Below are 25,782 nucleotides of genomic sequence, written 5' to 3'. Positions count from 1 at the left end.
TCTCGATTTAAGGTATCTCCTTGTGATGGAAGGGGCATTTTCCTTTAATCGGTTCAATATCATCACCGATGAAAAATTGTTTCCACTCATTATGGTTTACATCACCAAAGTGACTGATATCCGGGTGAGTAGGGAGATTATCCCATTTTTTAACTCTTTCTCGAACCTTTTCACGTGACATGATACCGCCTTTTTCCGTTCCTTTTAACCCCTCGAAAATCATTCTAGGCTGGAAGCCAAGAACAAGGCTATTACCTAAATCACGGGTTTTACGCTGTTTATATGCTGGTGCATTTCCAAACACGAAAATTGGCTCCCCAGCAAAATGGTAATCCCATAAATAATGTTCCGGATCTTTTGGCTTTTCAATCGGCCAAGGTTTTTTATCCTCTTTATGCAGGTATTGCAGAATATCCCAAAAACGTTTGCGATATCGTTCAAGATCCGCTTCTTCTTTCTCAGGCTCCATAAAGACAAACAGGCCATGCCTGATATATGGCGGTTCCTGAAATAAATTCAAAAAGCTTTCGACAGCTTTTGGGAGGTTCGACCAATCCTCCTGGGTAATAAACGCATAACGGAGTTCCCCTTTATTCTCGGCCTTCATGCCAAAATAACAAGGAAATGTTTGATCCGTCACCGTTTGGTGGAATGTTTGATATTCTTTTATTAACCATGGTGGCACTCGATCGGGATTTGTCATATCTGCTTTCGTCAATAAACTAGAATTAGCAGCTAGCATCAATGTTCTCCTTATCTCTTTTTTACTTTATGTTACCCGCTTACAGTGAACTGAAACTTCCTTCGCTTAACTTTTCATTCATGCTGTGTCTGAACATCCACTTACATAATCTTATTGTTTTTTCATTCTTAACATGACTATCAATTGTGGAATGTAACGAAAATCGATAATCATTTCCCTTCCTTTTGGTAAACCTAAGAAAAAATTGGAGGTATCGATGATGGCAAAAAGAAAAAGAAATAAGATTTTGATTGCTGAAGCCAGGAAAGGGCTTGATGACTTGAAAGCCAAGGTAGCCGGTACGGATAATCCTGAGGATGCCAAGTTTGAAGTGGCGAAAGAAATGGGTGTGCCGTTTAAAAAGAACGATAACGGTTTGTTGACCGCAAAGGAGAACGGAAAAATAGGCGGCAGGCTTGGAGGGGGGATGGTCAAGGAGCTTGTAAAGATGGCCCAGGAAAGCTTAACGAAAAAATAATGCATTTTCGTTCAAGCTCCCAAAATTGGAGTGATCGATTAAATCAGGCTCGTACCAACTAAATAGGTTCAACATCCTGAAATGCGCACCCGTAAGCATTTGCTAGAGCGAACAAAAAAAGTCGCATATACATAGCAGGCTTTTTTTGATTTGTAATTAATTGATTCCTACAGGTGCAACACGAGAAGCCACTGACTTAATCAATTCGGCTGACATCGGAAAATTAGCGGCAGCTGGATCCTTCATGACGGCTTGGACAATGCTGTCAATATCCAATTGATTAACCCGATATTCACTGAATTCGGACGGAAGTCCAAGATCATTCATAAACAAACGGAGTTTTTCAATCACTTTTGCCAACAGTCCTTTTGCATCCTCACCGTCGAATTTCACTTTAAAAGCTTCAGCTATTAAATGAATCTTTGGTAAATATAAATCAGGGATGGACTCCATGACGACCGGCAGGAAAACAGCATTGGCCAGTCCATGGGGAATGCGAAATAATGCACCATACGCATGGGCAAAGTTATGAATCGGGATCGCATTCAGTGCACTGGAAAAGGCGGTGATTCCCATCATGCTCCCATGCAGCATTTCCATTCTGGCCTTGATATTCGTTCCATCCTTTACAGCCTTGGGTAAGTTATCTTCGATGACACGAATGGCCTGAAATGCGTAGGCATCCGTTAAAGATGTTGCCTGAGGTGAAACGATTGCTTCGATTGCATGCGTCAAGGCGTCTACTCCAGTAAAAGCAGTGATATAAGACGGCAAACCGACTGTTAAATCGGGGTCGAGAATGGCCACATCCGAACTCAGATAAATATTATATATATTCATTTTAACTTTCATATCTTCATTATATATGACTGCGATCGGAGAAACTTCAGAGCCTGTCCCTGCCGTTGTCGGCACGGATATATGAGGAATGTTCATTGGTTGCGCTTTTGGAAACCCCTCATACAGAAAGCCTCTTGGAATGCTATCGTTTATTTCGGTGATCCCTTTATATAGCCCGAATTTCAGCGCTTTAGCTGTATCGATGACACTTCCGCCGCCAACGGCTAGTATAGCATCTGCTTGGACTTCACGAGCATAATTCAATGCTTCATTCACACAACTGCTCCCTGCATCTTGTGTTACCTTAAGAAATTCCCCTACTATTTCTGGGCCAGCACTTAAAGCATGTACTTCAAAAACTTCGGTAACCTTTTTAACGACCCCTGCATTTTCCAATCCCGAATCACTCACAAGCAAGATCCTTTTTGCCCCAAGACCTTTGAATAGTTCCGGTATGAGCGATCGTGAATCAGAACCGCTATAAACTGAAGATCTTAACCAAAAATTAGAATGACTTTTTATGCCCATATTTTCCCACCTCAGACTTCTTAGTTTTTTTGTATTGACGATACGATATATTTCCATTTCAACGATTGCCAGTTAAAGCAATTGTTGCTGCCATTCACATTTGATGACCGTATAGGATTTCATCAACTCATCACAAAATTCCATAGTCCTTTTCATGGCTATGATAGATTTCCTCAATCTTCTTACCTTTTGCCCTTGCCAATATCTCCATCCTTACAGCCAGCTGTTTCATGGTAAAATCCAAAACCGCTTGTTTGTCATTTCCAAACGGATTGCCCAACCGGTCGTATCCCTCCGTATTCAACGCGATGGCCATTGGTGAAAGCTCTTCCATCCTCTTCTCAACCTGTCTGAAGATATGTGGATGTTCACTGATGATTCGCTGCAGCAAGAAGGTCCCATACGCAATGTGGCGTGATTCATCCTTCTTTAATAGACCCACACCTTTCAACAATCCAGGCATCATTTTATTCGCTTCAAGTGTCTGATAAAATCCGAAATATCCAGTCTCTGCAAGAACCCCCTCCGTAAACATGTTATAAACGGTTGCTGCTTCTGCCAATGCTTCCGGGGACTGGTCGGTTAAAAGTTTCTCCATCGCCTCAGGCAATATATCGTAAAAAATCGCTTTGTACGTGTCTGAGTGAAAAACCGTCAAATCGCCTGTTTCACCGATTTGATCCAATGTATAACGAAAAAACTCCATATGCTTCGCTTCCTCGAACAAGAATGTCGTCAAATACATTTCCTCTTCGATCCTGCCCTCTTTGGCAATTGTCATAATGAGCGGCAGTAAATCCAATGTCACTGCTTCTTCTCCCCCTTGAAAAAGCGAAATGATTCGCAATAACACCTCCCTTTCGACTTCAGTGAATGACTTCCAATCTTCTTTGTCCTGACTGAAATCGATGTCACGAGGATTCCATACACCGAATTTCTTCGCTTTTTGATATAGTTTAAATGGTAGGATATCTTCTCTAAAGCTCCGGCTCGTTGTCGTTAACGCCTCTCTTTTCATTTTATTGCCTCCTTGTATTTATGTACCTTTTTCATTGTAAGGGCTTTCATTATATTGTAATATATTAGTAGGCTATCGACTAGCACTGAAAATGTAGGGAGGAATAAAGTCGAATGCTTGAGGAAACTGTCATGAATCATGTTAAAAGGATTTCCCATCAAAAAAATGCTGCCCTTAAATCACAAATGATCGTAAGGGGCTGTGTGGACTTTTTTTCGTTTCAGCGAGCATCCTTATTCAGTTACTCTAGTCTAACGGGTATGGGTCAAGGAATATGCGCCTATACAAGTGAAGATACCTATTCTATCCAACATGTTAAAGAGAAGATTCACGATATTTACCCCATTTACCAGGCTGTCATCCATAATCAACCGATTTATTTAACAATCCAGCATGCAAAATCCGCGATCCCTGCAAAATACATAAAAAGGTTCGACATTTCTTCATTGGCTATCATTCCGGTCATTGTAAATGGGATGGTGATCGGTTTCGTTTTAGTAGACCCCGAAATTCCCAATGAACCGATTTCCAAGAATGATTTACTGACGCTAGCCCATTATTTGAAACTGGCAGTCAGTTCAACCTTCGATACCGCTCCCTGCCAATACCTTTTAAGTAAACGTGAAGTGGAAGCCTTACAGCATTTAGCTAATGGTTTGGGATTAAAGCAAATGGCCCCAAAAATGAAAGTAAGTGAATATACCGTCCGCGATCATATTTCTTCAGCAATCAGGAAATTAGGCGTCGCACACCGAACGGAGGCAGTAGCAGTTGCAATCAGGAATAACATGATCATGTAAAGGAATATAAAAACCCTAAAGGGGTTTCCGCTCCAGGCACTCATATTTTAACGGAAGGATCTTGGCGTTTTATATAGTCCGAAGCCTTCATCCGGGCATGGATTTTAAGCAGTAATCTCGATACCCGCTCTGTATGAAAATTCTTTTTTTAACAAAAAACCAAAGGAACTTCCTTTGCTGCTTTCAACCATGCCACCATGACGAAGGTATGATTCATTTCCAGTCGTTCTGATGCTCGGTAATAAATAGTATGTCATTTTGATAATGTTCAAGATGCCCCTCGTCCATCATTCGCTGAAAGGCAAGGTAACCTTCATTGGCTTTGCTTGTAATCGTTTTACATAATCCTTTTAAACGTAGCAGGACCATATCTATATAATCTTCTGCCACCGCTTCACCGTAGGAATCAAAAAACAATTGAACCCTGTTTTTAATACGGTTCGCATCTTGACAAGATTGATAATGAACTTTTTCACCTGTTTCATCAAGATGAAATCTGCTTAATGGAACACAAGTGTAAAGAGTATAGGCTATGTCCCACAGTCTTGGACCAGGTCCCGCTACATCAAAATCAATGATGCCCATAGGTCTTTCATTTTGGAAAACAATGTTGTATAGGGCAAAGTCATTATGACATAGAACCTCGGCAGGTTGTGGCGTATAGTCGATTGATTGCCAGTTTGCTTCAAATGAAAAATCGCTTACGGAATCATGATATTGACGGAGCATTTCGGCAATTGCTCGTAAAACTTCATCTGACCACATATATTTTTTCACAGGATAATTGCCAGCTTCTCCTTCGATGTATGACAGAATTTCTCTTCCTTTTTCATCGATACCAAGATACTTAGGCGCGTATTCGTATCCTTTGTGTTCAAGATGCGTAAATAATTCATGAATTCTTTTGCTATTCGACTTTAAATCCCTTCTAACTGTATTACCTGACCTATATACGTTTGAGACGTTACCGCCAGCTAACAATTCCTCTTTTGATCGTTTAGGCATATGTAGACCTCCTATTCTAAAGTAAGATAATTTTAGTGAGTCAATGGGCATGAACATTATTGTAATTTGAACACAATAACCACGGAATAAAGGCAAAAGCGATGACAGCATAAATGGCAGAAGCGGATTTTTAAGTGGAAATCAAAAAGGTTTCGGAAGAGAACTATTCCGAAACCTTTTTGAACCGCAACCTTCATAACTATGATAAAGTAACTTTTTCTTCAACTTTTGTAGTCCAGTTTAACTCATCTGCAAGTTTACCCGTTTGAATGCCTGTAAGTGTATCATAAAGCTTTTTAGATAACTCACCCGTTTCGCCGCTTTGTACCGTCATTTCTTCACCGTTCCATAAAAATTGACCAATTGGCGATATTACAGCTGCTGTTCCTGTTCCGAAGGCTTCTTCCAAGAGACCTGATTTATGGGCTTCATAAACTTCTTCCATGGAAATGCGTCTTTCCGTCACCGGAAGGTTCCAATGTTTAAGCAATTCGATAATGGAATCACGGGTAATCCCACGAAGTATGCTGCCGTTTAAAGCTGGAGTGATGATTTCACCGTTAATCTTGAAAAACACGTTCATGCTTCCAACTTCTTCAATATATTTCTTCTCTACTCCATCCAACCAGAGTACTTGGGCATAGCCCATCTTTTCGGAAACCTCCTGGGCCTTGAGGCTTGATGCATAATTGCCACCCGTTTTAGCTTCACCTGTCCCCCCGCTCACTGCACGGGTGAAAGCTGACTCCACCGCTATTTTGACAGGGTGAATGCCTTCTTTATAATATGATCCGACAGGTGACATGATGATGATGAACTGATAGTTGTGCGATGGTGAAACACCAAGATATGGCTCGGTCGCTATGATGAATGGTCTGATATATAGCGATGTCCCCTCCTCCTGAGGGATCCATTCTTTATCAACACTTATTAAGGTTTTTAATGCCTTCAATGCAAACTCCACATCGACTTCAGGTATGCATAGCCGTCCATTGGAACTATTCATGCGTTGAAAATTCTTTTCGGGACGGAATAAAATAACTTCATCCTCTGGCGTTGCATATGCCTTCAACCCTTCAAAAACGGATTGACCATAGTGAAATATCATTGCTGACGGCTCTAATGCGAGCGGTTGATAAGGAACAATTCTTGGATCATGCCACCCTTGTCCTTCTGTGTAATCCATCATAAACATATGATCGGTAAACTTTTTACCGAACTCAAGCTGGTCGGTCTGCGGTTTTTCCTTCTTTGCTGTGCTAAGCGTGATTTGCATGTCTTGTTCCTTCATTACCAAAACCCCTTGCTGAATAAATTTACAAGATTTCACTTCCATAAAATCTATCTTTCATTAGTTTACTCCTATCAGGAATCATAGTTCAAGTCTTTGTGACGAAATTTTCCGAATTTTTTTATAATATCATGAACTTTTCAAATTTACATATGTATGCTTCCTAATAAAATGACTGTGTATGCTCTCTTTTAGAAAATAATATTCATTTCGTCTGCTCCAGTGTGTCTGCACACACGAAAAATGCTAACCAATATTAACAAATCCCATGTAACGAGGCCAATTCGTTCGTAAATTATAACATAAACAAGTACATTATGCCTTCTCAATAAGCTATTTCATAATAATTTTTTATTAGTACCCTTTACTTTTCAATAAAGCGCTCGTACCTTTCCGACTTCATTCTAGATTTCTAGATCATGAGTTGCACGCTTTTTGACAGGTGTTTAGTAATTGGAGATGTACCTTCGGAAATCAAACCGTCCTCGTTTCTCGGCTTGATTCAAAGAAAACTTTGGATTTCGTATGGCCTTCCTTTTCTTTTCGTGCCCCTGATTAAAATAGTTTAACTTTACGCCAATAAAGGGAATCAACAAAGAGATGGAATAGGGGGGATTTTCTTGTGGATCAATAAACCTTTTTTTAAGCATGCATGCGCGATTATATTGATCATTTTAATTATTTTCTTACTAGGTAAGATTGATTATGTTTTACAGCCGCTGCAAAAGATTATTGCAGCGATGTTCTTCCCAATCATATTGGCTGGGCTATTATACTACATATTACGGCCGGTCGTTAACCTATTGACTGAATTCATCCCAAGAACCGTCAGCATTTTTATTGTTTTTTTAATTATCTTTGGTTTGATTGGGGCAGGTAGTTATTATGGAACGCCAATAGTGGTCGATCAATTTCAAAAACTATCCGAAGACTTCCCGAGCAAGGTCAAGGAAATCTCTAAAGAATCTGAAGATATGATCAAAAAAAATGATTTTGGAATGGTTGATACGGAAGCTTTAAAAGAAAATGCCGGGTCACACTTGAAGGTTTATTCTGAAAAACTGTTAGTGAATGTCAGCACCGTTTTCACCATGATAACAAGCGTCTTGACAGTACTGGTCATTACACCATTCATCTTATTTTATTTCCTCAAGGATGGAGAGAAGCTTAGACCCTTCCTGCTGAAATACATTCCGAGTGAAGTGGAATCAGAGGGAAACACGATCTTAAAAGATGTGGATAAAACACTGTCAACGTACATTATCGGCCAATTCATCGTATCGATGGTAATTGGGACGTTGATGTATATCGGCTACCTGATTATCGATCTCGACTTTGCTCTTGTCTTGGCTCTTCTTGCAATGATTTTTACAGTCGTTCCATTTCTTGGGCCGTTAATCAGCGTCATTCCTGCCCTTTTCATTGCTTTGCAGCAAGACGTTGGGATGGGAGTGAAAGTGCTTATCGTCCTCACTGTCGTTCAACAAGTCGAGGGACACCTGGTTACCCCGAATATTATGGGTAAACGCCTTAATATCCACCCATTGACAATCATCTTATTGTTACTGGCTGCAGGTTCAATCTACGGCTTCATTGGCATCCTAATTGCAATTCCTACTTATTCCGTGTTAAAAACGATCATAGGTAACTTCAGGAAGTTTTATCGATTAAGAAAGCGGACGACTTGAACAAAAAAGTCCAAGCACTTTTATCCATGAATGAAAGGGAGACCTATTAAGGTCTCCCTTTCAATTAATGATGACAGCGCTATATGTTTTCCTTCATGCTTTCATCAGCGTTTGTTTAATATTCGTTTAACCCAACTTTTTAATTTCGATTCGTTGCTCTTCTTTTTTTCAACCTGAATGGTTTTTTTTTGCTTTTCTATATATATTTCTTCATTGTTTATCGCATTTTTTTCGGCTAGGACCAGACCCAATTCAGTGTCATGATCTTTGTTCAGGACAATTTTATACGGTATATCATGACTCGTGGCCAATTTAATGTATTTACCTAGGTATTGGTAGTCCATCTGACCATTCAATAACAAATCTGCGCCGGAGTGCTGTTTCATCATTTGCTCAATCTCCGGATAGACATCTGTTTCAAAAACTTGGCTTTTCTTTAAGACGATGACGACGCGCTCTCGTAAGGTGCCAAGAAATTCTCTTCGTTCACCGGGCTTGATTTCTTTAGGACCATACATCCCTTGTTCTAGATAGTCTTCGACTTTTGGGCGTGACACTTATCCCACCTCCACTTTCACTTCAATAATGTATGTAATATGGCCAAAAACAGTGTTCTTCATTCTTAATGGATCAAATAAAAAAGTAAAATAGGCGTCTGACTCTTTGCCGCCATTAAATGTACCCTCCCGATAAAAAATTGTCACTTTTGTTAAGCAGCATGCATAGGATAGTATATGCGTGAATATATAACTGTTTTTAATAAGGGACGGGGAAAAATATGAACAAAGTGATAATATTTGCACTGATATTCGTCTTTAGTTTTTTTGGGTTCGAACATTCAGGAAGTGCGGCATCAAGACAACTGATAATCATCAATAAGGCCAATAATCAGCTTGCGTTTTATGAGAATGACAAATTAGTGAAGGTGTTTCCTGTTGCTACAGGAAAGAAGGCTTCCTACACCCCTGAAGGAAAGTTCAAGGTAGTGACAAAGATTGTGAATCGTCCTTATTACAAAGGCAACATCAGGGGAGGAGATCCAAAGAATCCTCTCGGAAAGCGTTGGATGGGGATTAACGCACGCAATACACCGGGGAATACGTATGCCATCCATGGCAATAATGACGCTAACTCCATCGGGAAATATATAAGTGCTGGCTGTATCCGAATGTATAATGGAGATGTTCAATGGCTGTATGATAAGGTGAGTATGAATACGGTGGTCTTGATTGCCAGTTCTAAAAAACCATTTGCTTCAATTGCTGCTCAAAACGGGTATAAAGTTACTGGTCCTGGGAGTGTCCCTGTGAATTCTGCCCATTCGACATTGAAAAAAGGAAGTAATGGCCCTCAAGTAGTTGAACTGCAAAAAAGGTTAACTAAGCTTGGATATAGCACGAAAGGAATAGACGGGGAATTTGGAAAAAACACTGAACTAGCCGTAAAGAAATTTCAAAAAGCGAAGAGACTTACTGCTGATGGGGTCGTAGGGCCCAAAACGAAAAAGGCGCTCGGAATAAAATAACAAGATATTCTCGATGATATCCATTTAAAAGGATATCATTTTTTAATGGCCATTTTACATCCAACCACACAACATTACCCATACCGACATAAATTTCCCACCACCACATTTAGGCTTTGTGATATAATTTATACAGAAACAGCGAATCATAATCGCACTGTCTTTCATTACATAAAAGGAGGTAAATTAAATGTACGATGAACTTCTCATTAATATCATAAAATCAACCTTCGTTATCGGTACAATCTTAATGTTTGTAATTTTAGGACTTGTAAAAGGACGCCAATTTTAATTTCCCTCTCAAGCAGCCTCAAGCCTAATTACCTTTGGTAATTAGGTTTTTCCAATTAAAGAAACCTTAATAATTCCAGTAATTCGTTTTATCTAAAAGTTGATCAATGTCAAATGTAACAAGATGGAATGGAACTGATTCTTCTGCAATCTCTTCAGTAGCAAGCAATAACTGGTCGATATCAATAATAGCCAATACAGTCCTCTCCCTTTTTTAATCGTCTTTACCCTCATTTAAAATATAATAAACAATACGTTCAAAAGATATTTTATAAGAGGGTAGCCGTTTAATTTTTATATTTGACAATTAATCAATATGAACGGAATGATCTTTTTCTGAATTTGCCTGAGAAAGTGTATGTATCAATTTAACCAGCTTATAAAGTGTACCGCTGCAAATGGTTACCTCGGGTAGGTTATGAAAAATCGATTTTTTATTAATATGATAGTTGTCTTTTTCCGGTGAATATACAATAATTTTCTTATTTAATGACAAAGCATATCCAAGCTCGGAAAGATTCCCCTTTCCTGCAGTTAGGAAAATCAGCATAAAATCAGCTTCCTCAATTCCCTTTTTCTCATAATCGCTAATGCCGTCAGCAATTGGGTCAGCTTCTTCATCAGCTTGTACATTCCAGTCATTCACACATAAAAACCCTTTTGACGTCAATTTTTTAACCAAGGACCTTACTTGCTTCATATTTTTTTCGTCTGATGCCATATAATATTTCACGGATACACCTCCAAAATCTTTTGATATTGATACTTTTTACCTACGTTACCTATACTATACATATTCGTTATAAAGAACGCAATATCCTTTCCCCAAAATAAAAAATTTATTAATGACACAAAGTAACTCCATCACCTTTCGTTATTAATTTGCCTTGTTCGTATAATTACTTAAACGAGTAGTTTAGCCCTTGATCACTTTCCATATCGTATTTTAAATAAAGGGCGGAGTTGGTGTGAATCCCCTTTCATTCGCCAATACGAATCCAAAATAAAAATCTTGTCCTCTATCAGGCAAGATTTTTATTTTTCATATATAATATTTTCTATTTCAATTCGAAATGGGGCACCATCACAAATATTAATTCCCCTATCAAGGTTCACCTTTTCCATTTCACTTGCATCGGGTATCGTTTTTTTATCGTGAATGAAATGTTCGACCATGGTTTCCAACAGTTCTTGAGCACAAGCTAAGGCATCTACCCGATTCCTACCGCTAACAGATGAAATAAATCCCTCTTGCCTGAAATCCGGAAAACAAACTTGAACAGAGAAAGAATCCATAATCAACGGATGTTTTTCATAATAGAATACGGCCGGGTACTCAAAGATTTGAATGGTCAAAATATCATCCCTTCATGAATATTTAGAATCATTAGTTAATAATAACATAAATTTCTTTTAAAAAGTGGTTTATCTTCATTTTTCTTTGTTTGTCAAGTTATTTTTTCATCAATAGGTGGTAATGCCCGTATTCACGACAAAATAAAAAAACACAATGAAAATCAAAATCGCGAGTAGATTCAAAATTATTCCGATTACACTGCATATTTTTCCAGCTGTCACCAAGCCATTCCCTGTTTCCCCTGTAAGCTTCATTTCTGTTTTGCTTCTTGATGCGAAAACCAAGCCTAATACACCCAATATGATACCGATAACTGGAGTAAGCAGGGATAGCACGCCCAAAATCAGGGTGACAATCGCTTTGCTATTGCTCCGTTTAACTTCATCCATATTTGCCCACCGTCCTTCTTATCTTTATATATACGGCCAATGAAAAGAAAAGATTCAATTTTTATGCACTCGAACACTTCGACTGCGCCATAAAAAATGAGTCACAGACTGTATATATATTAGATGGAAATCTAATTATGGGTGTTTATTGAATGTTTTTTTCAGTGCAGGCATTGGCATCTTGGTTCTAATCTAAAACGTTGAGGGATGGAACATCCAAAGTCTTAGCCTTCCAAAACTATGTGCATCGAAGTTTAACTTCATTTTTTCACACAGAGTTAATTGGAGCGAGTGTGCGAGACTCCTGCTTAGAAATGCGCGTCTACTTGAGACCCGCAGGCCGAAAGCCGAGGAGGCTCAAGGACCGCGCCCGCGGAAAGGGAGCGCCTGCAGTGCAATGAAACGATTTAAGTACAAATCCTCCGAAAATGTGAGCAAACAGGATTCCATCTTCATGTTCACGGAAAGTGGAATGGAACGGATAAAGTATGAATCCTTAAATTACCGGCAATAGGAGTTTTATATTTGTTTCACGCAACATCGATTGGCTCGTGAGTGAGACCCTGCTTGGAAAGCGAGAGGCTTCAACTTCCATTTGACAGTTTTTAAACTAAAAAACCGAAGGCAAACTCGATTTTTATTGAGTTTGTCTTCAGTCAGTCTGAAACGCCCTATATTTATTAAGTAAGTTGTATGTTTACGTTCGTTTCAGTTCAAGTCTTTGTGCCACCAATGACAGACTATAGTTAACGACGAAATACATAAGAGCAACCAGGATCAAAATCGGTATTAAAAACTTTTGGCTCTGTCCATAGATAATCTGCCCATGATGGGTCAGCTCCGGCAATGAAATCACGACCGCCAATGATGTATCCTTCAATAGGGAAATGAATTGGCTGACGATGGGCGGAACCATGCGGCGAAGCGCCTGGGGCAAAATGATATGTATCAATGCCTGTGTATAGCTTAACCCTGATGACCGGGCAGCCTCCATCTGACCTTTATCGATGGATTTTAACCCGCTTCTTATCACTTCAGAAAGCATGGCTGACTCGAAAATCGTCAAGGCTACGATGGCTGCAGGAATGATTTCGAGTTTAATGCGTATCTCAGGTAAAGCGAAATAAGTAAAGAATATGATTAATAATAACGGTAAATTACGGACCGTTTCAACAATCAAAGCTAATAGTTGTGATAATACCGGCACTTTTGCGTAACGGATTATCCCGATAATCCCGCCAATTATGAAACTTAAAATGATCGATATAAAAGCTACCTTAAGCGTTACCCAAAATCCTTCTAATAGAAACGCAAGATTATCCGCTGAATAGGCACCTGCAAAATCCATACATTATACCTCCCTCAATTACTCTTAGCCAGGCGTTTTTCTAAATAACCAACGCCTATGCTTAAAGGAATGGTAAGAATTAAATAAAACGCGGCAACAAAAATATAGACATCGAACACAACAAAAGTCCGCGAAGAAATCAAATCTCCATGGTACATGAGGTCAAGTCCGGCGACCACGGCTAAAATGGACGAATTTTTAACAAGATTGATAAATTGGTTACCGAGAGGCGGAATGACTATTTTAACTGCCTGTGGCAAAATGACGAGCCTCATTGCTTGTCCATAACTCAAGCCTGATGAGCGGGCGGCTTCCATTTGTCCTTTTGGCACGGACAATATCCCGGCCCGAATGGCCTCGGCTATGAAAGATGAAGTATAAATGGTTAAGGCTAACGTTCCTGCATATAGACCGCTAAGCTTAAGACCGAGAAAGAAGAAAAAGGTAATGATCAATAACGGTATGTTACGAATGAATTCGACATAGGCGGTTCCAAGCCAATTTAGAGGCTTTATCGGGGCAATCCGCATGATGGCTACTAGTATACCAAGGATCAAACTCGCGACTAATGCGATCAAACTCGACAGTATCGTATTTTTAAAGCCCAATAAATACATATCCAGATTCTCTGTTAAAATGGAGAAATCAAGCACGACATTCACTCCTTTAACTAGTAAGGATGAGCAATTCGCTCATCCCGACAGAAAAAAATGTACAAATGTAAGGTAAGTCCATCTACCCTACATATTTTCAGAAAAATGGCATTAGTGTTTAATCCATTTATCATGGATCTCCTCGTACTTGCCTGAATCTTTAAGTGTTTTAAGTGCTTTATTCAATTCGGCAACAAAATCTTCATTACCTTTTTTAACAGCAATACCATAAGGCTCTTCCGTAAATGTACCGCCAACAAGTTCATAACTTGGATCTTCATCCGCCATACCATAAAGGATGGAATCATCCGTAGTCAATGCATCCCCTTGTCCGGATTTAAGTGCAGCGAACGCTTCGGAATAGTTTTCGAATTCTAGCACTTGGGCTTCAGGAGCTTTTTCACGAATATTTATGGAAGAAGTAGAGCCCTTGACGGCCAATACCTTTTTTCCTTTTAAACTATCAATACCCTTGACATCGCTGCCCTTTTTGACTAACAAAGATTGTCCAGCATCGAAATAGACATCCGTGAAGTCGACTTCTTTTTTGCGATCTTCGGTGATTGTCATCGTTGCTACAATTGCATCGATATCTCCATTATTCAACAATGCCATCCTTGTTTTTGAAGTCACTTCCTTAAACTTGACTTTATTCTCATCACCCAGAATTTCAGCTGCAAGAGCTTTCGCGATATCAATATCAAACCCTTCAACTTCACCAGTACTAGGGTTTTTCAAGCCGAATAATCTTGTATCATTTTTGACACCAAACACAATCTCATCCTTTTCCTTCACCTGTGTAAGGACATCGGTATCTTTGCCTTTGCTTCCGTCTTCCTTACCCTTGTCAGCATCCTTGCCAGAGCTGCATCCTGCTAATAAGATGACAGCGAGTAACGATAGCAAAGAAAGCTTCACCCATTTCTTTTTCTTCAACATGTGAATCACCCCTGTTTTCTAATTTAATGATTTAATATACGGCTAAGGAATAAACGAGCCCTCTCCTCACGAGGATTGGCGTAAAACTCAGCCGGTGTTGCCTCTTCCAAGATTTTGCCTTCGTCCATGAATACGATTCGATCTGCCACTTCACGGGCAAACCCCATTTCGTGGGTGACCACCACCATCGTCATCCCTTCATGAGCAAGGGCCTTCATTACATCCAATACCTCGCCGATCATTTCTGGATCCAAGGCTGAGGTCGGTTCATCAAACAGCATGATTTCCGGTCCCATTGCCAAACCTCTAGCAATGGCAACCCGCTGCTGCTGTCCACCTGAAAGCTGGGAAGGAAATGAATTCGCTTTATCTCCTATCCCCACTTTCTCCAAATATTTAAGGGCAATCTTTTTCGCTTCCGCTTCGGATTGTCCCAAAACCTTCCTAGGGGCAAGCATGATATTCTCAAGCACGGTTTTATGAGGATACAAATAAAAATGCTGGAAGACCATACCGATATTGCGGCGCAGTTTGTTTATGTCCGTTTTTTTATCGGCAACATTTAAACCATTAATGGAAAGTGAACCGCCTGAAATCGTCTCTAGGCGATTGATGCATCGCAGCAAGGTGCTTTTTCCTGAGCCGGACGGTCCGATGACCACGACCACCTCTCCTTTGTTGATTGTCAGATCGATTTCTTTCAACACATGAAAATCACCAAAATACTTATTCACTCCATCAAAAACAATCATAATTAGCCTCCCTGCGACAATTGTAATAGTTTATAATAATCAGAATTCTTTATGTATTCATTAGCACCCTTACATATATCACGCTTGAATTCATCTTCATTGCCTGTCCTTACCATAAGCCCTTTCCGCATTATTTCCCATTTCATCTCTAGCAATTGTTAAAAATAGCTGATTTATTGTTATTTTAATCTAGTAATTTAAATAATATATTCAATATTCACAATTTTATTATATCTAATGCTACTTAAAATTACCATATAAACTTTAATTTGTTAAAAATGTTATTATATTTCATGATACTATTGCCATATCCCATAAAACGTGCATATATAAAATGGTTTCCCAGTGTATTTATTTCCCATAAATAATTTGTATTTGCACTAGTTATTAAGAACGCAAAAAAAAGACAGCTTCTGCTGTCTTTCTCATTCCTTCATAGCATCTTCGAACGGTGCTGAAAATAGGCCTCTTGGCGCTAGCATATCCGTTTCCGATTCACGTTCTTCCCCTGCCACCTCATAGGGTCCAACTGGAAAAAAATCAAACATATCACTTTCCTTATGCAGGATCAGGAAATAATCGTATAAATCATCCATCAATTCCTGATGGTCTTCCTGCTTTATGATTTCGCCATATTGATCAAATTCGAAGTTTTCATTAATCGCATCTTGGAGCTCATCATTATTGGAGGAAGCGATATATAGATCCACGTCTCCACATTCCATGCATAAGAGAAGTTTTTCCTTTCGTGCTTCTTCATAGTTCCTGCTGACGATTCCCCTTAAAATAGCTTCAATCTTTGCAGAATTGGATAGTTTAATTTTTGACTGAAACATAAAATCCCTCCCCAATTAAATACAAGGCATTTGAAAAGTATATACCAGCTCGAAAAATTAAAAAAGCAATACCCTTACGTTCCGACAAATTGCTAAACCATTTTACAATCGTGAAGCAAACGACTCAACCTTTGAACCGAAGGCATATTGTGGAGTGCAACAATTCTGATTTACCTTACTTAAGGAGCTTCGTTCAATGTTATAGGTTCTAACATTAATTATTTATCCTTTATTTCCAAAGCTGTTTTCGCATACATTGTTGCTAATCACCAAATAATGCAGTGTGGTTGATTTTCGCTCCAATCAACCGAAAATAGTTGCGTTTTAAAAACAACAATCTTCACGAAAAATATTTTCAAAAAACTACCATATCACTCTGGATGTGGTATATTTTTTATTTTACAAACGTAATGTACCATCAAACCTTTTTTGTTTATAAACTGATTAAGGGGTGTTTAATATGGACGTAAAATTCATGGAGATGGCGATTCGACTTGCACATGAAAATGTATTGACGAAGAATGGAGGACCGTTTGGCGCGATTATCGTAAAAGATGGTACAGTTATCGGAAAAGGATGCAATAATGTGACGACAGCCAAAGATCCAACAGCTCACGCCGAAGTGCAAGCCATCCGTGATGCTTGCCGAAACCTACAATCCTTCCAGCTAACAGATTGTGATGTCTATACAAGCTGTGAGCCTTGCCCGATGTGCATTGGAGCCATTTATTGGGCACGCCCAAGAGCGATTTACTTTGCAAGCACGAAAGAAGAGGCCGGACTCATCGGTTTTGATGATCACTTTATTTACCAAGAACTTTCCTTACCATTCGAAAAGCGCACCATTAAAATGGATAAATTGTCTTGTACCGGACACGATTCACCGTTTCAGGCATGGCAGGCTTATAATGAAAGAGTGAACTACTAACCAGCAAGATGAATGTCGATCATCAAAAGGACAAATCGCCATTCGCTTCATTTTTTCTTGAACTAACTGCGGGTTTGTATTACGTAAAAAAGACATCCCCCCCCTGCTAGGATGACTTGTCCCCTTAGTCGGGGTTTTTTTCTGGACAAAAAAGGGCTTCCAACATAATAAGATCTCTGCAAAGAATATTGGGTTCCATCTATGTTAAAATACAGTATAAACAAAAAACTCATGGAGGGGATTTATATGGTGAATGATCAACAGATCATCGGATATATCGGAACGTACACAAAAGGCGACAGCAAAGGCATATACCGCTTTACATTAGATACTGCAGAGGGGACACTCAGCACACCGGTCCTGGCAGCCGAATTGACCGATCCAACTTATGTTACGATCAGCGAGGACAAAAAGAATTTATACGCCATCTTAAAAGAAGCTGGAAGCGGCGGGGTCGCTGCCTATTCCATTACTGGAGATTCAGGCGAGCTGACGTACCTTGGCAAACAGCTTACACCCAATGGTTCTTCCTGTCATATCAGTGTCGACAGCAAGAAAGAAGTTTTGATCACTTCCAATTATGGAGACGGGCTAATCGAAACATACCAGCTCCAGTCCGATGCGATTCCCCTGTCTCTATCATCCACCATTCGTCACGAAGGCCGTGGACCGAATGAGGAGCGTCAGGAAAAGGCACACACCCACTTCGCAGGCTTCACACCAGATGAACGTTACATTGCTGTAGTCGATCTCGGAATTGATAAAGTGATCACTTATAAAATACATAATGGAGTACCGGAAGAAGTAAACAGCCTATCAGTCGCTCCCGGCAGCGGACCAAGGCACTTAACGTTCCATCCTAATGGAAAATTCGCGTATGTGATGGCAGAGCTTGTGCCCGAAGTCATCGTGTTAAGCTTCGATGACCAAACCGGCCATTTTTCTGAATTACAAACGGTTCGGAGCACCCCAGATGATTTCAAGGAAAACAACCAAGGAAGCGCGATTCATATTTCTGATGACGGCCGGTTCGTATATGCCGCAAACCGCGGGCATGACAGTATAGCCGTATATGAAGTTGACCAAGAGAGCGGTCAGCTATCCTTTGTCGAACTCGTTTCTACGGAAGGGCACTGGCCACGTGATTTTTCAATGGACCCTAGCGGGAGATTTTTGATTGCTTCCAATGAACAATCTGGGAGCCTGACCCTATATTCAAGGAATGAAAATACGGGAAGATTAACTCTTTTGCAAAAGGATATTAAAGTTCCCTTTCCCGTTTGCGTAAAATTTCTTTAATTCTATCATCTACAAAAAGGATGGAAGCTTCTATAGCTTCCATCCTTTTTTATTATCCTACCTTTATAACCATTTCTCGGCCATTTCGGGAAAGTCTATGAATGGGTTTCGATTACCCTGGAGTTCCTGAATGGCTTGGTTTCTATGTTTTTCATACGTACTGACCGGAAATAGCCGATGCCACTCCAACAGTAGTGCCATGTCCACATGGCCGCTATTGATGATTCCTTCATATCTTAGTGAAAAATACATCGTTGCCCTTGCTGCAATTCCCTTGCCATATTCAGGTTCGAATTTACCTTCTTCCGATTTGCCGCAACCTGCTTTAATACCGGCAGCTCCCACTTCTGGGATATAATCCTCAAAATCATGGTAGGGGTAGTTGCCTCTGCTGCTGTTACAGCTTGGTTCACAGGCAAACAGGTGATGCAGGTCCCCCCTCATCGGTTCTTTTTTATCGAACCACGATTGAGGTACGACATGTTCACAATTGACGAGCATGTTCTCTAGTTTTTCGGATTGGCTTGACAACACTTCCAGTATACGGATATCTTCCTCGATGACTTTAATGGGATCCATCCCTTTTCCGGAATACAGACTCTTCAACTTTCCATTTTCCTGTAAATCCACCCAAGGGTAAACATGACGATGCGGTGAATAGTTCAGCTGGTTTTTATGAGTCGATTCCAGTAGATCCCTCAGTCCCTCCCGGCTTAAGGAATCATCTTGATAGTACGCTTTCTTCATTTCCTGATCTTTGATTGGGTCGTAGTATTCGCGATTTTCACTGAATTCCACAAGTGCAGCCATGGCCATTACGCGTTCCTCTTCAAGCACTTCAAAACTATTCTTCATCCACTCATCCCTCCCGATTCTATTAAAACCCATCTCTTCCGTAAATTAAGTTTAATTGAATTGATTGGATAAAAAAAGGTGCTTTAGAAGGGTCTAACGCAGAATATCAATAAAATGGGTAAGGATTTTCGCTGTCATTCCCCAGATGACCCGATCGTTATATATGTAAAAATACTCTTCCATCTGTTTTGGCTGCCACTTATAATTTTCCCCGCCAACGATTAACTCGTGGGGGAAGTTTTCATGCGGTTCAATTTTATATTGCACATAATATATCTCCGGAGGTTTTTCCATAAAATACGAAAGCGGTACAGTGAAGGTGGTTTCCACCTCAGCTGGATTAGGCATGATGTGCTGATGGTTACGGACTATTCCTGCAAAGGGATACACAATCATCCCGAATGGAGATACCAAATAATCAATCGGAAAAACATGAGCGATATCCTCTTCCCCTAATCCAAGCTCCTCATTCGTTTCCCTAAGGGCTGCCGCCTGCTCATCCTGATCCAACTTGTCTATTTTTCCGCCGGGAAAACAAATATCGCCGGGCTGCCTCCTTAATTTGTGCGAGCGCTCTTCAAAGAGAACGTGCATCCCATCTTCTTTTTCGATTAACGGCACCAATACCGCATACTTTGAAAAATTCCCACTCCCTAAAATTTCAGGGATATGCACCATGAGTTTTTTCGTTATATCTTCACTTTTCATCTCCCACACCTCTTTTTTTGCGGATAATATTGACGATACAAAAATCGATAAACATTCGATCAATCATCATCCTTCCATTTTCAAACATCCTTGAACACTATGCAAGGAAAACGGTTCCAATTCTCGTTATCAATTGCAAAGTCGTTTCGTATAAATAAGGTTCAAAGTCATCGCAGGTTTTACAGATCAACGATTAATCAAATGATCCCGCTTATCGGACAAGGCTAAAAGCACCGTTACATGATTAACGGTGCCTTCACTGAAAATTCAACTTGGGGTGGAGCGTTCTTCTTTTTTAAAGTTCAGCTAAAGTACTCTTTACCGTTGACACGATGAAGGAAAAATCCTCTTCAGTAATACTGAGCGGCGGAGCAAGTGTGAGGATATTATTGAAACCTGCAACCGTATCGCCATTTTTGCCAATGATCAGCCCCTTTACCTTGCAGGATGCTATCACATTATTGATTTTCGAAAGGGCAATCGGTTGTTTTGTCTGTTTATCTTCAACAAGCTCGATGCCTACCAATAAACCTTTACCACGTACATCTCCAACATTGGGATGTGCTTTAATTTCTTCTAGCTCTTTCAGAAAGCGAAGTCCTAACTCTTTTGAACGCTCGATAAGTTTCTCATCTTCATATATTTCCAAATTCTTCAGGGCCAGGGCACAGGCGGCGGGATTGCCTCCGAAGGTATTCACATGGCGCAATCGATCATAATCATCCGAACCGACGTACGCTTCATATATTTCCCGTTTTACCGCGGTCGCCGATAAAGGCAGGTAAGCGCTGGTAATGCCTTTTGCCATCGTTATGATATCCGGTTTTACATCATAGTTCATGAATCCGAATTTCTTGCCCGTACGCCCAAACCCGCAAATGACCTCATCGGAAATAAGAAGCACACCGTTTTTTTCACAAATTTCCTTGACACGCTTCATATATCCATCAGGCGGCATCAGAATTCCGCCCCCAGTAATGATCGGTTCCATGATCACCGCTGCCACAGTCTCGCTTAACTCCCACGTAATTGTACGTTCAATTTCCGATGCACTTTTTTCTCCGCTTTCATCCTCCGGGTTTCGGTAGGAATCAGGCGGAGGCACATGGAGGAATCCAGGTGCAAGTGGTTCATACTTATACTTCCGTTGTGCCTGACCGGTTGCAGCCAAGGCTCCCATTGAATTGCCGTGATAGCCGCGGTAACGGGAGATGAATTTATAACGGCCATGTTCACCTTTTTGCAGGTGGTACTGCCGAGCGATTTTAAAAGCGATTTCATTCGCTTCCGATCCACTGTTAGAAAAGAAGATCACATAATCTCCACCAAGCCACTCATTCAACTTACCGGCCAACTTAATGGCTGGGATGTGACTGTTCGTTAAAGGGGCATAAGGAAGCTCCTTTAGCTGCTCGTAGGCTGCTTCAGCCAGTTCACTGCGTCCATAGCCAACGTTGACACACCATAAACCGGACATCCCATCCAAATAACGATTCCCATCCACATCCGTTATCCACGCGCCCTGCCCCTTTTGGATCACCATTGTCCCTTGGTTCGGGTCGGCCCCTTTCATATGGTGCCATACGTATTTTTTATCCATTGTCTTGATATCCTGACCTTGTTTTTCAACCTGCATAAGACACACCCCTCCTAAATGATGTCTAAAGGGGGCCGAGCACATATGGCGTCGACCCTATTAACCGTATCAGTATCTTGCCGTCAACATTTTCTTTCTCGTGTAAAATTCCACTCCGTCCTTCCCATTGGCATGAAGGTCTCCATAGAATGAACTTTTATAGCCAGAGAATGGAAAGAACGCCATCGGGGCCGGTACCCCAAGGTTCACCCCGAGCATCCCTGCATCAATTTCTTCGCGGAATTCCCGGATGGCCTTAGCGCTATCCGTATAGAGGCAGGCCCCATTGGCAAATTCGGATTGATTGGTCAAATCAATCGCTTCTTCAAGTGAATTGACCCGAACTATCGATAAGACTGGGGCAAAGATTTCATCTTTCCATACCTTCATGTTTGTTTTTACATGATCGAACAATGTTGGGCCAACGTAATAGCCACTTGCCTGATCTCCTTCATTCCTGCCATCACGAAGGAGGGTTGCCCCTTCCTTTTCCCCGATTTCAATATATTGCTCTGTTCTCTTTTTATGCGTATCCCGGATAACCGGGCCGAGGAAGACATCCTTATCCATCCCATTGCCAATTTTAATATCATCCGCCGCAGCCTTTAATCTCTCGACGAGCCCATCTCCCACTTCTCCTACGGCAACGACGACCGAAGCAGCCATGCAGCGCTCACCGGCTGATCCGAAAGCTGCATTGGTGATGTTCGTCACCGCATTATCGAGGTCCGCATCAGGCATGACGATTGAGTGATTTTTCGCTCCCGATAATGCCTGTACGCGTTTTTTATTGGCGGCTGCCGTTTTGTATACATATTCAGCAACAGGCTGGGATCCGACGAATGATACCGCTTTAATATCATCATGCTCCAAAATTCCATTCACGACGTCGTGGGCACCGTGTACAATATTGACAACTCCATCAGGTATGCCTGCTTCCGTCAATAATTCAACAAGGCGGTTCGCCAAGAGCGGAGTCCGTTCTGATGGTTTTAAGATGAACGTATTTCCACAAGCTATCGCAAGCGGGAACATCCAGCATGGCACCATCATCGGGAAATTGAACGGCGTGATTCCGGCAACAACCCCGATTGGGTACCGATACATGCCCGATTCAATCCCTGGGGAAATATCAGGCAGCTGGCTCCCCATCATCAAGGTAGGCGCACCTGCAGCGAATTCCACGCATTCAATACCTCGTTGAACCTCCCCGTATGCTTCCGTGTAGCTTTTTCCATTTTCAATCGTAACGAGCTTGGCAAGCTCTTCCCAATGTTCGATCAACAATTGCTGGTAACGGAATAAGAAACGCGCCCTTTTCGGCACAGCAACCCTTTTCCATTCTTTATACGCCTTATTTGCAGCTTGCACCGCTTTATCGACATCCTCTTTAGTGGAAAGCGGTACGATCGCCAAAGCTTCCCCTGTCGCTGGATTAGGCACTTCTTCATGCTTCGATGTCGCGGATTCCACCCACATACCACCGATGTAATTCTTCAATGTTTCTACTTCTTTGATCGCTTCCATTTTAGAAACCCTCCCATTCAACACAATGTAATAGTTATATTATAATTTTCAATCGGTCCTTTTACATTAGACGTTTTGTATAGTTTTCGCCTCCATATTTGCACATAGTGTTGTTTACTTGAACGAAAGCTTTGTCATGTTACTCCAGACACTCCCAACATTTCATCCATCCGGCTTGTTTGGCGTAATCATTTTATGATGCTATACGTTTTAAGGTCCACATGCTTCCCTTTCACGAACATCCCTTTTCTTACGATACCTTCAAAAGACATGCCTGCTTTTTGCATGACTCGCTCTGAACCCAAATTATCAACAAAGCAGCGTGCTTGAATACGCACAAGATTCATATGTTCAAAGCCAAAGGTCAAAATTTCCCTTACAGCTTCCGTAATCAAGCCCTTCCCCCAATATTCCGGTGCGAGTACATATCCAATTTCTGCACTATTGTGATTCACTTGCCACGTAACATAGTCGATAGTACCGATCAACTTACCACTTTCCTTGTGCTGAATCCCCCATGGAGCGATTTTTTGGTCCTCATAACTTTGCATGACTTGCTGGATAAAATCCTTTGTATCACTTAAGGAACGGTGTGCCTCCCACGTTACGAAACGGGAAACCTCAGGAATCGATGTATAAGCGAACATGTCTTCGGCATCCTCCATGGTAATCTTCCGCATAACTAGACGCTTCGATTCGATGGCAGGCAAAGCTCCGTATATATCCTTTATATTCATGATCACACCACTTTCATTAATTTCGATAATAAAGCCATCCTAACACGGTTCACAATTGAAATAAAAACAAAATTTACGTATAATTCAGAAAAATGACAAAGGAGGATGGATATGTCCAAAAGAAAACTCATTATCAGCCAAAACTTGAATGAGGCTTTATTGGAAAAAGTGAAAGAACTAGTTCCCGATTGGCAGGTAATCACGGGAAGGTCACCTGACATATGGAAGGATCATCTAACTGATGCCGAAGTGATCGCTGGCTGGAAAGCTTCCATGTCTGAAAGCATCGTAGTAAGCGATGTGAAATGGATACAGACCTGGAGTGCCGGAGTGAACAGCCTGCCCCTGGAAAGTTTGAAACAAAGAAATGTCCAAATAACGACGGCAAATGGTGTCCATGCATTTCCGATATCCGAAACCATTTTCGGGTTCATGCTTGCCTTAACAAGAAAAATCGATACATATATGCAGCAACAGCTAGCAAAGTCTTGGCGCCCGGCAAATAATCATCAGGAGATACACGAAAAGACAATCGGAATCATTGGAGTCGGAAAAATCGGCAAGGAAACCGCAAAAATCGCCAAGGCTTTTGGCATGACCGTATTGGGGATGCGCCACTCAGGGAAAGCCGAGGAATATGTTGATGAAATGTTCACTCAGGAACGATTGGCTGACCTTCTTCCCAGGTGCGATTATATTGTCGTGACTCTGCCCTTGACGGCAGAGACAGAGAATATGTTCGGCAAATACGAATTCGAGCTTATGAAGCCTTCCGCTTTTTTCATTAATATAGGCAGAGGAAAGCTCGTTAACCAACCCGAATTGATTCAAGCTCTTTTGGACAAGCAAATTGCCGGAGCAGGCCTTGACGTATTCGAAACAGAACCGCTTCCAGAAACTAACCCTTTATGGGAAATGGATAATGTCATGATTACTCCTCACACATCGGGAGACACGGAGCTGTACGACCAACGGCTGATCCTGGATATTTTCATTCCAAATTTAAAGGAATATCTTAACGGTAAAGCACCTTCAACCAATTTACTTGATTATAAAAAAGGCTATTAATAATTCTTTAGCGTTTGGGCACCATAAATAATCTTGCTTTGTCTACTTGCAGATTCCGACATTATCTGTTATATTTAAGAAGAATTATTTTTGTTCGGGAAGATTGATAAGTGAAAAACTTTTCGTCTAATGATTGAGCAAGGGTAGTAACACAATGTGTGGATTCACACTAGGAGGCAACAACAATGGAACAAGGTAAAGTAAAATGGTTTAACGCAGAAAAAGGATTTGGCTTCATCGAACGCGAAAACGGAGACGATGTATTCGTACATTTCTCAGCTATCCAAAGCGAAGGATTCAAATCATTAGACGAAGGTCAAGAAGTTACTTTTGAAGTTGAGCAAGGTCAACGTGGACCTCAAGCTACTAACGTTCAAAAAGCATAATTTTAAATACAATATATAACAGACTCTACTTGTAGGGTCTGTTTTTTTGTTTATTAAAAGCAACATAAAGAATAAAAAAAACCCTATCCGCTTCGGATAGGGTAACATGAAACAAGTTTAGTAAATGGTAAACACAGTATACCACACTCAGATAAGAA

The 25,782-nt window shown here is 40.8% G+C and carries 28 protein-coding genes; 8 read left to right on the top strand and 20 right to left on the bottom strand.

Annotation, left to right across the window (positions count from 1 at the left end):
• Window positions 1-7: 7 nt before the first annotated feature.
• Window positions 8-742, bottom strand: coding sequence for a YqcI/YcgG family protein (locus tag ASU00_RS08040; RefSeq protein WP_057912921.1), 735 nt, complete (start codon window positions 740-742; stop codon window positions 8-10).
• Window positions 743-962: 220 nt separating this feature from the next.
• Between ASU00_RS08040 and ASU00_RS08035 the strand changes: the two genes are divergently transcribed.
• Complete coding sequence (locus ASU00_RS08035) at window positions 963-1,220, top strand: small, acid-soluble spore protein, alpha/beta type (RefSeq protein ID WP_057912920.1); 258 nt, start codon at window positions 963-965, stop codon at window positions 1,218-1,220.
• A 156-nt stretch (window positions 1,221-1,376) separates the two neighbouring features.
• On the opposite strand, the gene ASU00_RS08030 is transcribed toward ASU00_RS08035, so the two are convergent.
• Window positions 1,377-2,588 carry an iron-containing alcohol dehydrogenase gene (locus tag ASU00_RS08030; RefSeq protein WP_236712650.1) on the bottom strand — a complete coding sequence of 404 codons (1,212 nt, stop codon included), beginning with the start codon at window positions 2,586-2,588 and terminating at the stop codon, window positions 1,377-1,379.
• Window positions 2,589-2,718: 130 nt separating this feature from the next.
• Window positions 2,719-3,606 carry a R2-like ligand-binding oxidase gene (locus ASU00_RS08025; protein WP_057912919.1) on the bottom strand — a complete coding sequence of 296 codons (888 nt, stop codon included), beginning with the start codon at window positions 3,604-3,606 and terminating at the stop codon, window positions 2,719-2,721.
• Between the two features lie 113 nt (window positions 3,607-3,719).
• Between ASU00_RS08025 and ASU00_RS08020 the strand changes: the two genes are divergently transcribed.
• The gene (locus tag ASU00_RS08020) at window positions 3,720-4,406 is read left to right on the top strand and encodes a response regulator transcription factor (protein WP_057912918.1); all 687 of its coding nucleotides are present in this window, start codon (window positions 3,720-3,722) and stop codon (window positions 4,404-4,406) included.
• Between the two features lie 213 nt (window positions 4,407-4,619).
• Here ASU00_RS08020 and ASU00_RS08015 read toward each other — a convergent pair whose 3' ends face one another.
• Together ASU00_RS08015 and ASU00_RS08010 are read right to left on the bottom strand one after the other, a co-directional pair.
• A complete protein-coding gene (locus tag ASU00_RS08015) occupies window positions 4,620-5,411 on the bottom strand; it encodes a phosphotransferase (protein ID WP_057912917.1) in 792 nt (263 codons plus the stop codon).
• A 199-nt stretch (window positions 5,412-5,610) separates the two neighbouring features.
• The gene (locus ASU00_RS08010) at window positions 5,611-6,702 is read right to left on the bottom strand and encodes a branched-chain amino acid aminotransferase (protein ID WP_057912916.1); all 1,092 of its coding nucleotides are present in this window, start codon (window positions 6,700-6,702) and stop codon (window positions 5,611-5,613) included.
• Between the two features lie 620 nt (window positions 6,703-7,322).
• Between ASU00_RS08010 and ASU00_RS08005 the strand changes: the two genes are divergently transcribed.
• Window positions 7,323-8,390 (top strand): AI-2E family transporter, encoded by a 1,068-nt coding sequence (locus ASU00_RS08005; protein WP_057912915.1) that lies wholly within the window; start codon window positions 7,323-7,325, stop codon window positions 8,388-8,390.
• Between the two features lie 104 nt (window positions 8,391-8,494).
• On the opposite strand, the gene ASU00_RS08000 is transcribed toward ASU00_RS08005, so the two are convergent.
• Window positions 8,495-8,947, bottom strand: coding sequence for a YueI family protein (locus tag ASU00_RS08000; protein ID WP_082630202.1), 453 nt, complete (start codon window positions 8,945-8,947; stop codon window positions 8,495-8,497).
• A gap of 221 nt (window positions 8,948-9,168) precedes the next feature.
• Here ASU00_RS08000 and ASU00_RS07995 point away from each other — a divergent pair, with 221 nt between their 5' ends.
• Complete coding sequence (locus ASU00_RS07995) at window positions 9,169-9,915, top strand: L,D-transpeptidase family protein (protein ID WP_057912914.1); 747 nt, start codon at window positions 9,169-9,171, stop codon at window positions 9,913-9,915.
• A gap of 358 nt (window positions 9,916-10,273) precedes the next feature.
• Here ASU00_RS07995 and ASU00_RS26650 read toward each other — a convergent pair whose 3' ends face one another.
• The 9 genes from ASU00_RS26650 to ASU00_RS07955 all read right to left on the bottom strand — a co-directional run bounded on the left by ASU00_RS26650 (window position 10,274) and on the right by ASU00_RS07955 (window position 16,480).
• A complete protein-coding gene (locus tag ASU00_RS26650) occupies window positions 10,274-10,402 on the bottom strand; it encodes a hypothetical protein (RefSeq protein WP_269085312.1) in 129 nt (42 codons plus the stop codon).
• Window positions 10,403-10,513: 111 nt separating this feature from the next.
• The gene (locus ASU00_RS07990) at window positions 10,514-10,939 is read right to left on the bottom strand and encodes a nucleoside 2-deoxyribosyltransferase (RefSeq protein ID WP_057912913.1); all 426 of its coding nucleotides are present in this window, start codon (window positions 10,937-10,939) and stop codon (window positions 10,514-10,516) included.
• Window positions 10,940-11,241: 302 nt separating this feature from the next.
• Entirely contained in the window at window positions 11,242-11,562 is a 321-nt protein-coding gene (locus tag ASU00_RS07985) for a type II toxin-antitoxin system HicB family antitoxin (RefSeq protein ID WP_057912912.1), read from the bottom strand.
• 108 nt (window positions 11,563-11,670) lie between these two features.
• Entirely contained in the window at window positions 11,671-11,952 is a 282-nt protein-coding gene (locus ASU00_RS07980; RefSeq protein WP_057912911.1) for a DUF4190 domain-containing protein, read from the bottom strand.
• Window positions 11,953-12,649: 697 nt separating this feature from the next.
• A complete protein-coding gene (locus tag ASU00_RS07975) occupies window positions 12,650-13,300 on the bottom strand; it encodes an amino acid ABC transporter permease (protein ID WP_057912910.1) in 651 nt (216 codons plus the stop codon).
• Window positions 13,301-13,314: 14 nt separating this feature from the next.
• Entirely contained in the window at window positions 13,315-13,953 is a 639-nt protein-coding gene (locus ASU00_RS07970; protein WP_057912909.1) for an amino acid ABC transporter permease, read from the bottom strand.
• Window positions 13,954-14,064: 111 nt separating this feature from the next.
• Entirely contained in the window at window positions 14,065-14,892 is an 828-nt protein-coding gene (locus ASU00_RS07965; protein ID WP_057912908.1) for a transporter substrate-binding domain-containing protein, read from the bottom strand.
• 23 nt (window positions 14,893-14,915) lie between these two features.
• Window positions 14,916-15,644, bottom strand: a complete 729-nt coding sequence (locus ASU00_RS07960) for an amino acid ABC transporter ATP-binding protein (protein WP_057912907.1) — start codon at window positions 15,642-15,644, stop codon at window positions 14,916-14,918.
• Window positions 15,645-16,069: 425 nt separating this feature from the next.
• A complete protein-coding gene (locus ASU00_RS07955) occupies window positions 16,070-16,480 on the bottom strand; it encodes a hypothetical protein (RefSeq protein WP_057912906.1) in 411 nt (136 codons plus the stop codon).
• Between the two features lie 460 nt (window positions 16,481-16,940).
• On the opposite strand from ASU00_RS07955, the gene ASU00_RS07950 reads away from it, so the two are divergent.
• Both ASU00_RS07950 and ASU00_RS07945 read left to right on the top strand, forming a co-directional pair.
• Entirely contained in the window at window positions 16,941-17,408 is a 468-nt protein-coding gene (locus tag ASU00_RS07950; protein ID WP_057912905.1) for a nucleoside deaminase, read from the top strand.
• 246 nt (window positions 17,409-17,654) lie between these two features.
• Window positions 17,655-18,707, top strand: a complete 1,053-nt coding sequence (locus ASU00_RS07945; RefSeq protein ID WP_057912904.1) for a lactonase family protein — start codon at window positions 17,655-17,657, stop codon at window positions 18,705-18,707.
• 63 nt (window positions 18,708-18,770) lie between these two features.
• On the opposite strand, the gene ASU00_RS07940 is transcribed toward ASU00_RS07945, so the two are convergent.
• The 5 genes from ASU00_RS07940 to ASU00_RS07920 form a co-directional block, all read right to left on the bottom strand.
• The gene (locus tag ASU00_RS07940) at window positions 18,771-19,562 is read right to left on the bottom strand and encodes an endonuclease I family protein (RefSeq protein WP_057912903.1); all 792 of its coding nucleotides are present in this window, start codon (window positions 19,560-19,562) and stop codon (window positions 18,771-18,773) included.
• Between the two features lie 93 nt (window positions 19,563-19,655).
• On the bottom strand, window positions 19,656-20,270 hold the full coding sequence (locus ASU00_RS07935; protein WP_057912902.1) for an NUDIX hydrolase: 615 nt from the start codon (window positions 20,268-20,270) through the stop codon (window positions 19,656-19,658).
• Window positions 20,271-20,565: 295 nt separating this feature from the next.
• Window positions 20,566-21,906: an aspartate aminotransferase family protein gene (locus tag ASU00_RS07930; RefSeq protein WP_057912901.1), complete on the bottom strand. Its 1,341-nt coding sequence runs from the start codon at window positions 21,904-21,906 to the stop codon at window positions 20,566-20,568.
• Between the two features lie 69 nt (window positions 21,907-21,975).
• Window positions 21,976-23,433, bottom strand: a complete 1,458-nt coding sequence (locus tag ASU00_RS07925) for a CoA-acylating methylmalonate-semialdehyde dehydrogenase (RefSeq protein ID WP_057912900.1) — start codon at window positions 23,431-23,433, stop codon at window positions 21,976-21,978.
• 188 nt (window positions 23,434-23,621) lie between these two features.
• The gene (locus tag ASU00_RS07920; protein ID WP_057912899.1) at window positions 23,622-24,170 is read right to left on the bottom strand and encodes a GNAT family N-acetyltransferase; all 549 of its coding nucleotides are present in this window, start codon (window positions 24,168-24,170) and stop codon (window positions 23,622-23,624) included.
• Window positions 24,171-24,281: 111 nt separating this feature from the next.
• On the opposite strand from ASU00_RS07920, the gene ASU00_RS07915 reads away from it, so the two are divergent.
• Window positions 24,282-25,238 (top strand): D-2-hydroxyacid dehydrogenase, encoded by a 957-nt coding sequence (locus ASU00_RS07915; RefSeq protein ID WP_057912898.1) that lies wholly within the window; start codon window positions 24,282-24,284, stop codon window positions 25,236-25,238.
• Window positions 25,239-25,423: 185 nt separating this feature from the next.
• A complete protein-coding gene (locus tag ASU00_RS07910; protein ID WP_029714163.1) occupies window positions 25,424-25,624 on the top strand; it encodes a cold-shock protein in 201 nt (66 codons plus the stop codon).
• Window positions 25,625-25,782 lie beyond the last annotated feature (158 nt).

This window comes from Peribacillus muralis (assembly GCF_001439925.1).
GTDB lineage: Bacteria > Bacillota > Bacilli > Bacillales > DSM-1321 > Peribacillus > Peribacillus muralis.
This window is presented reverse-complemented; position numbering and strand designations above follow the sequence as displayed.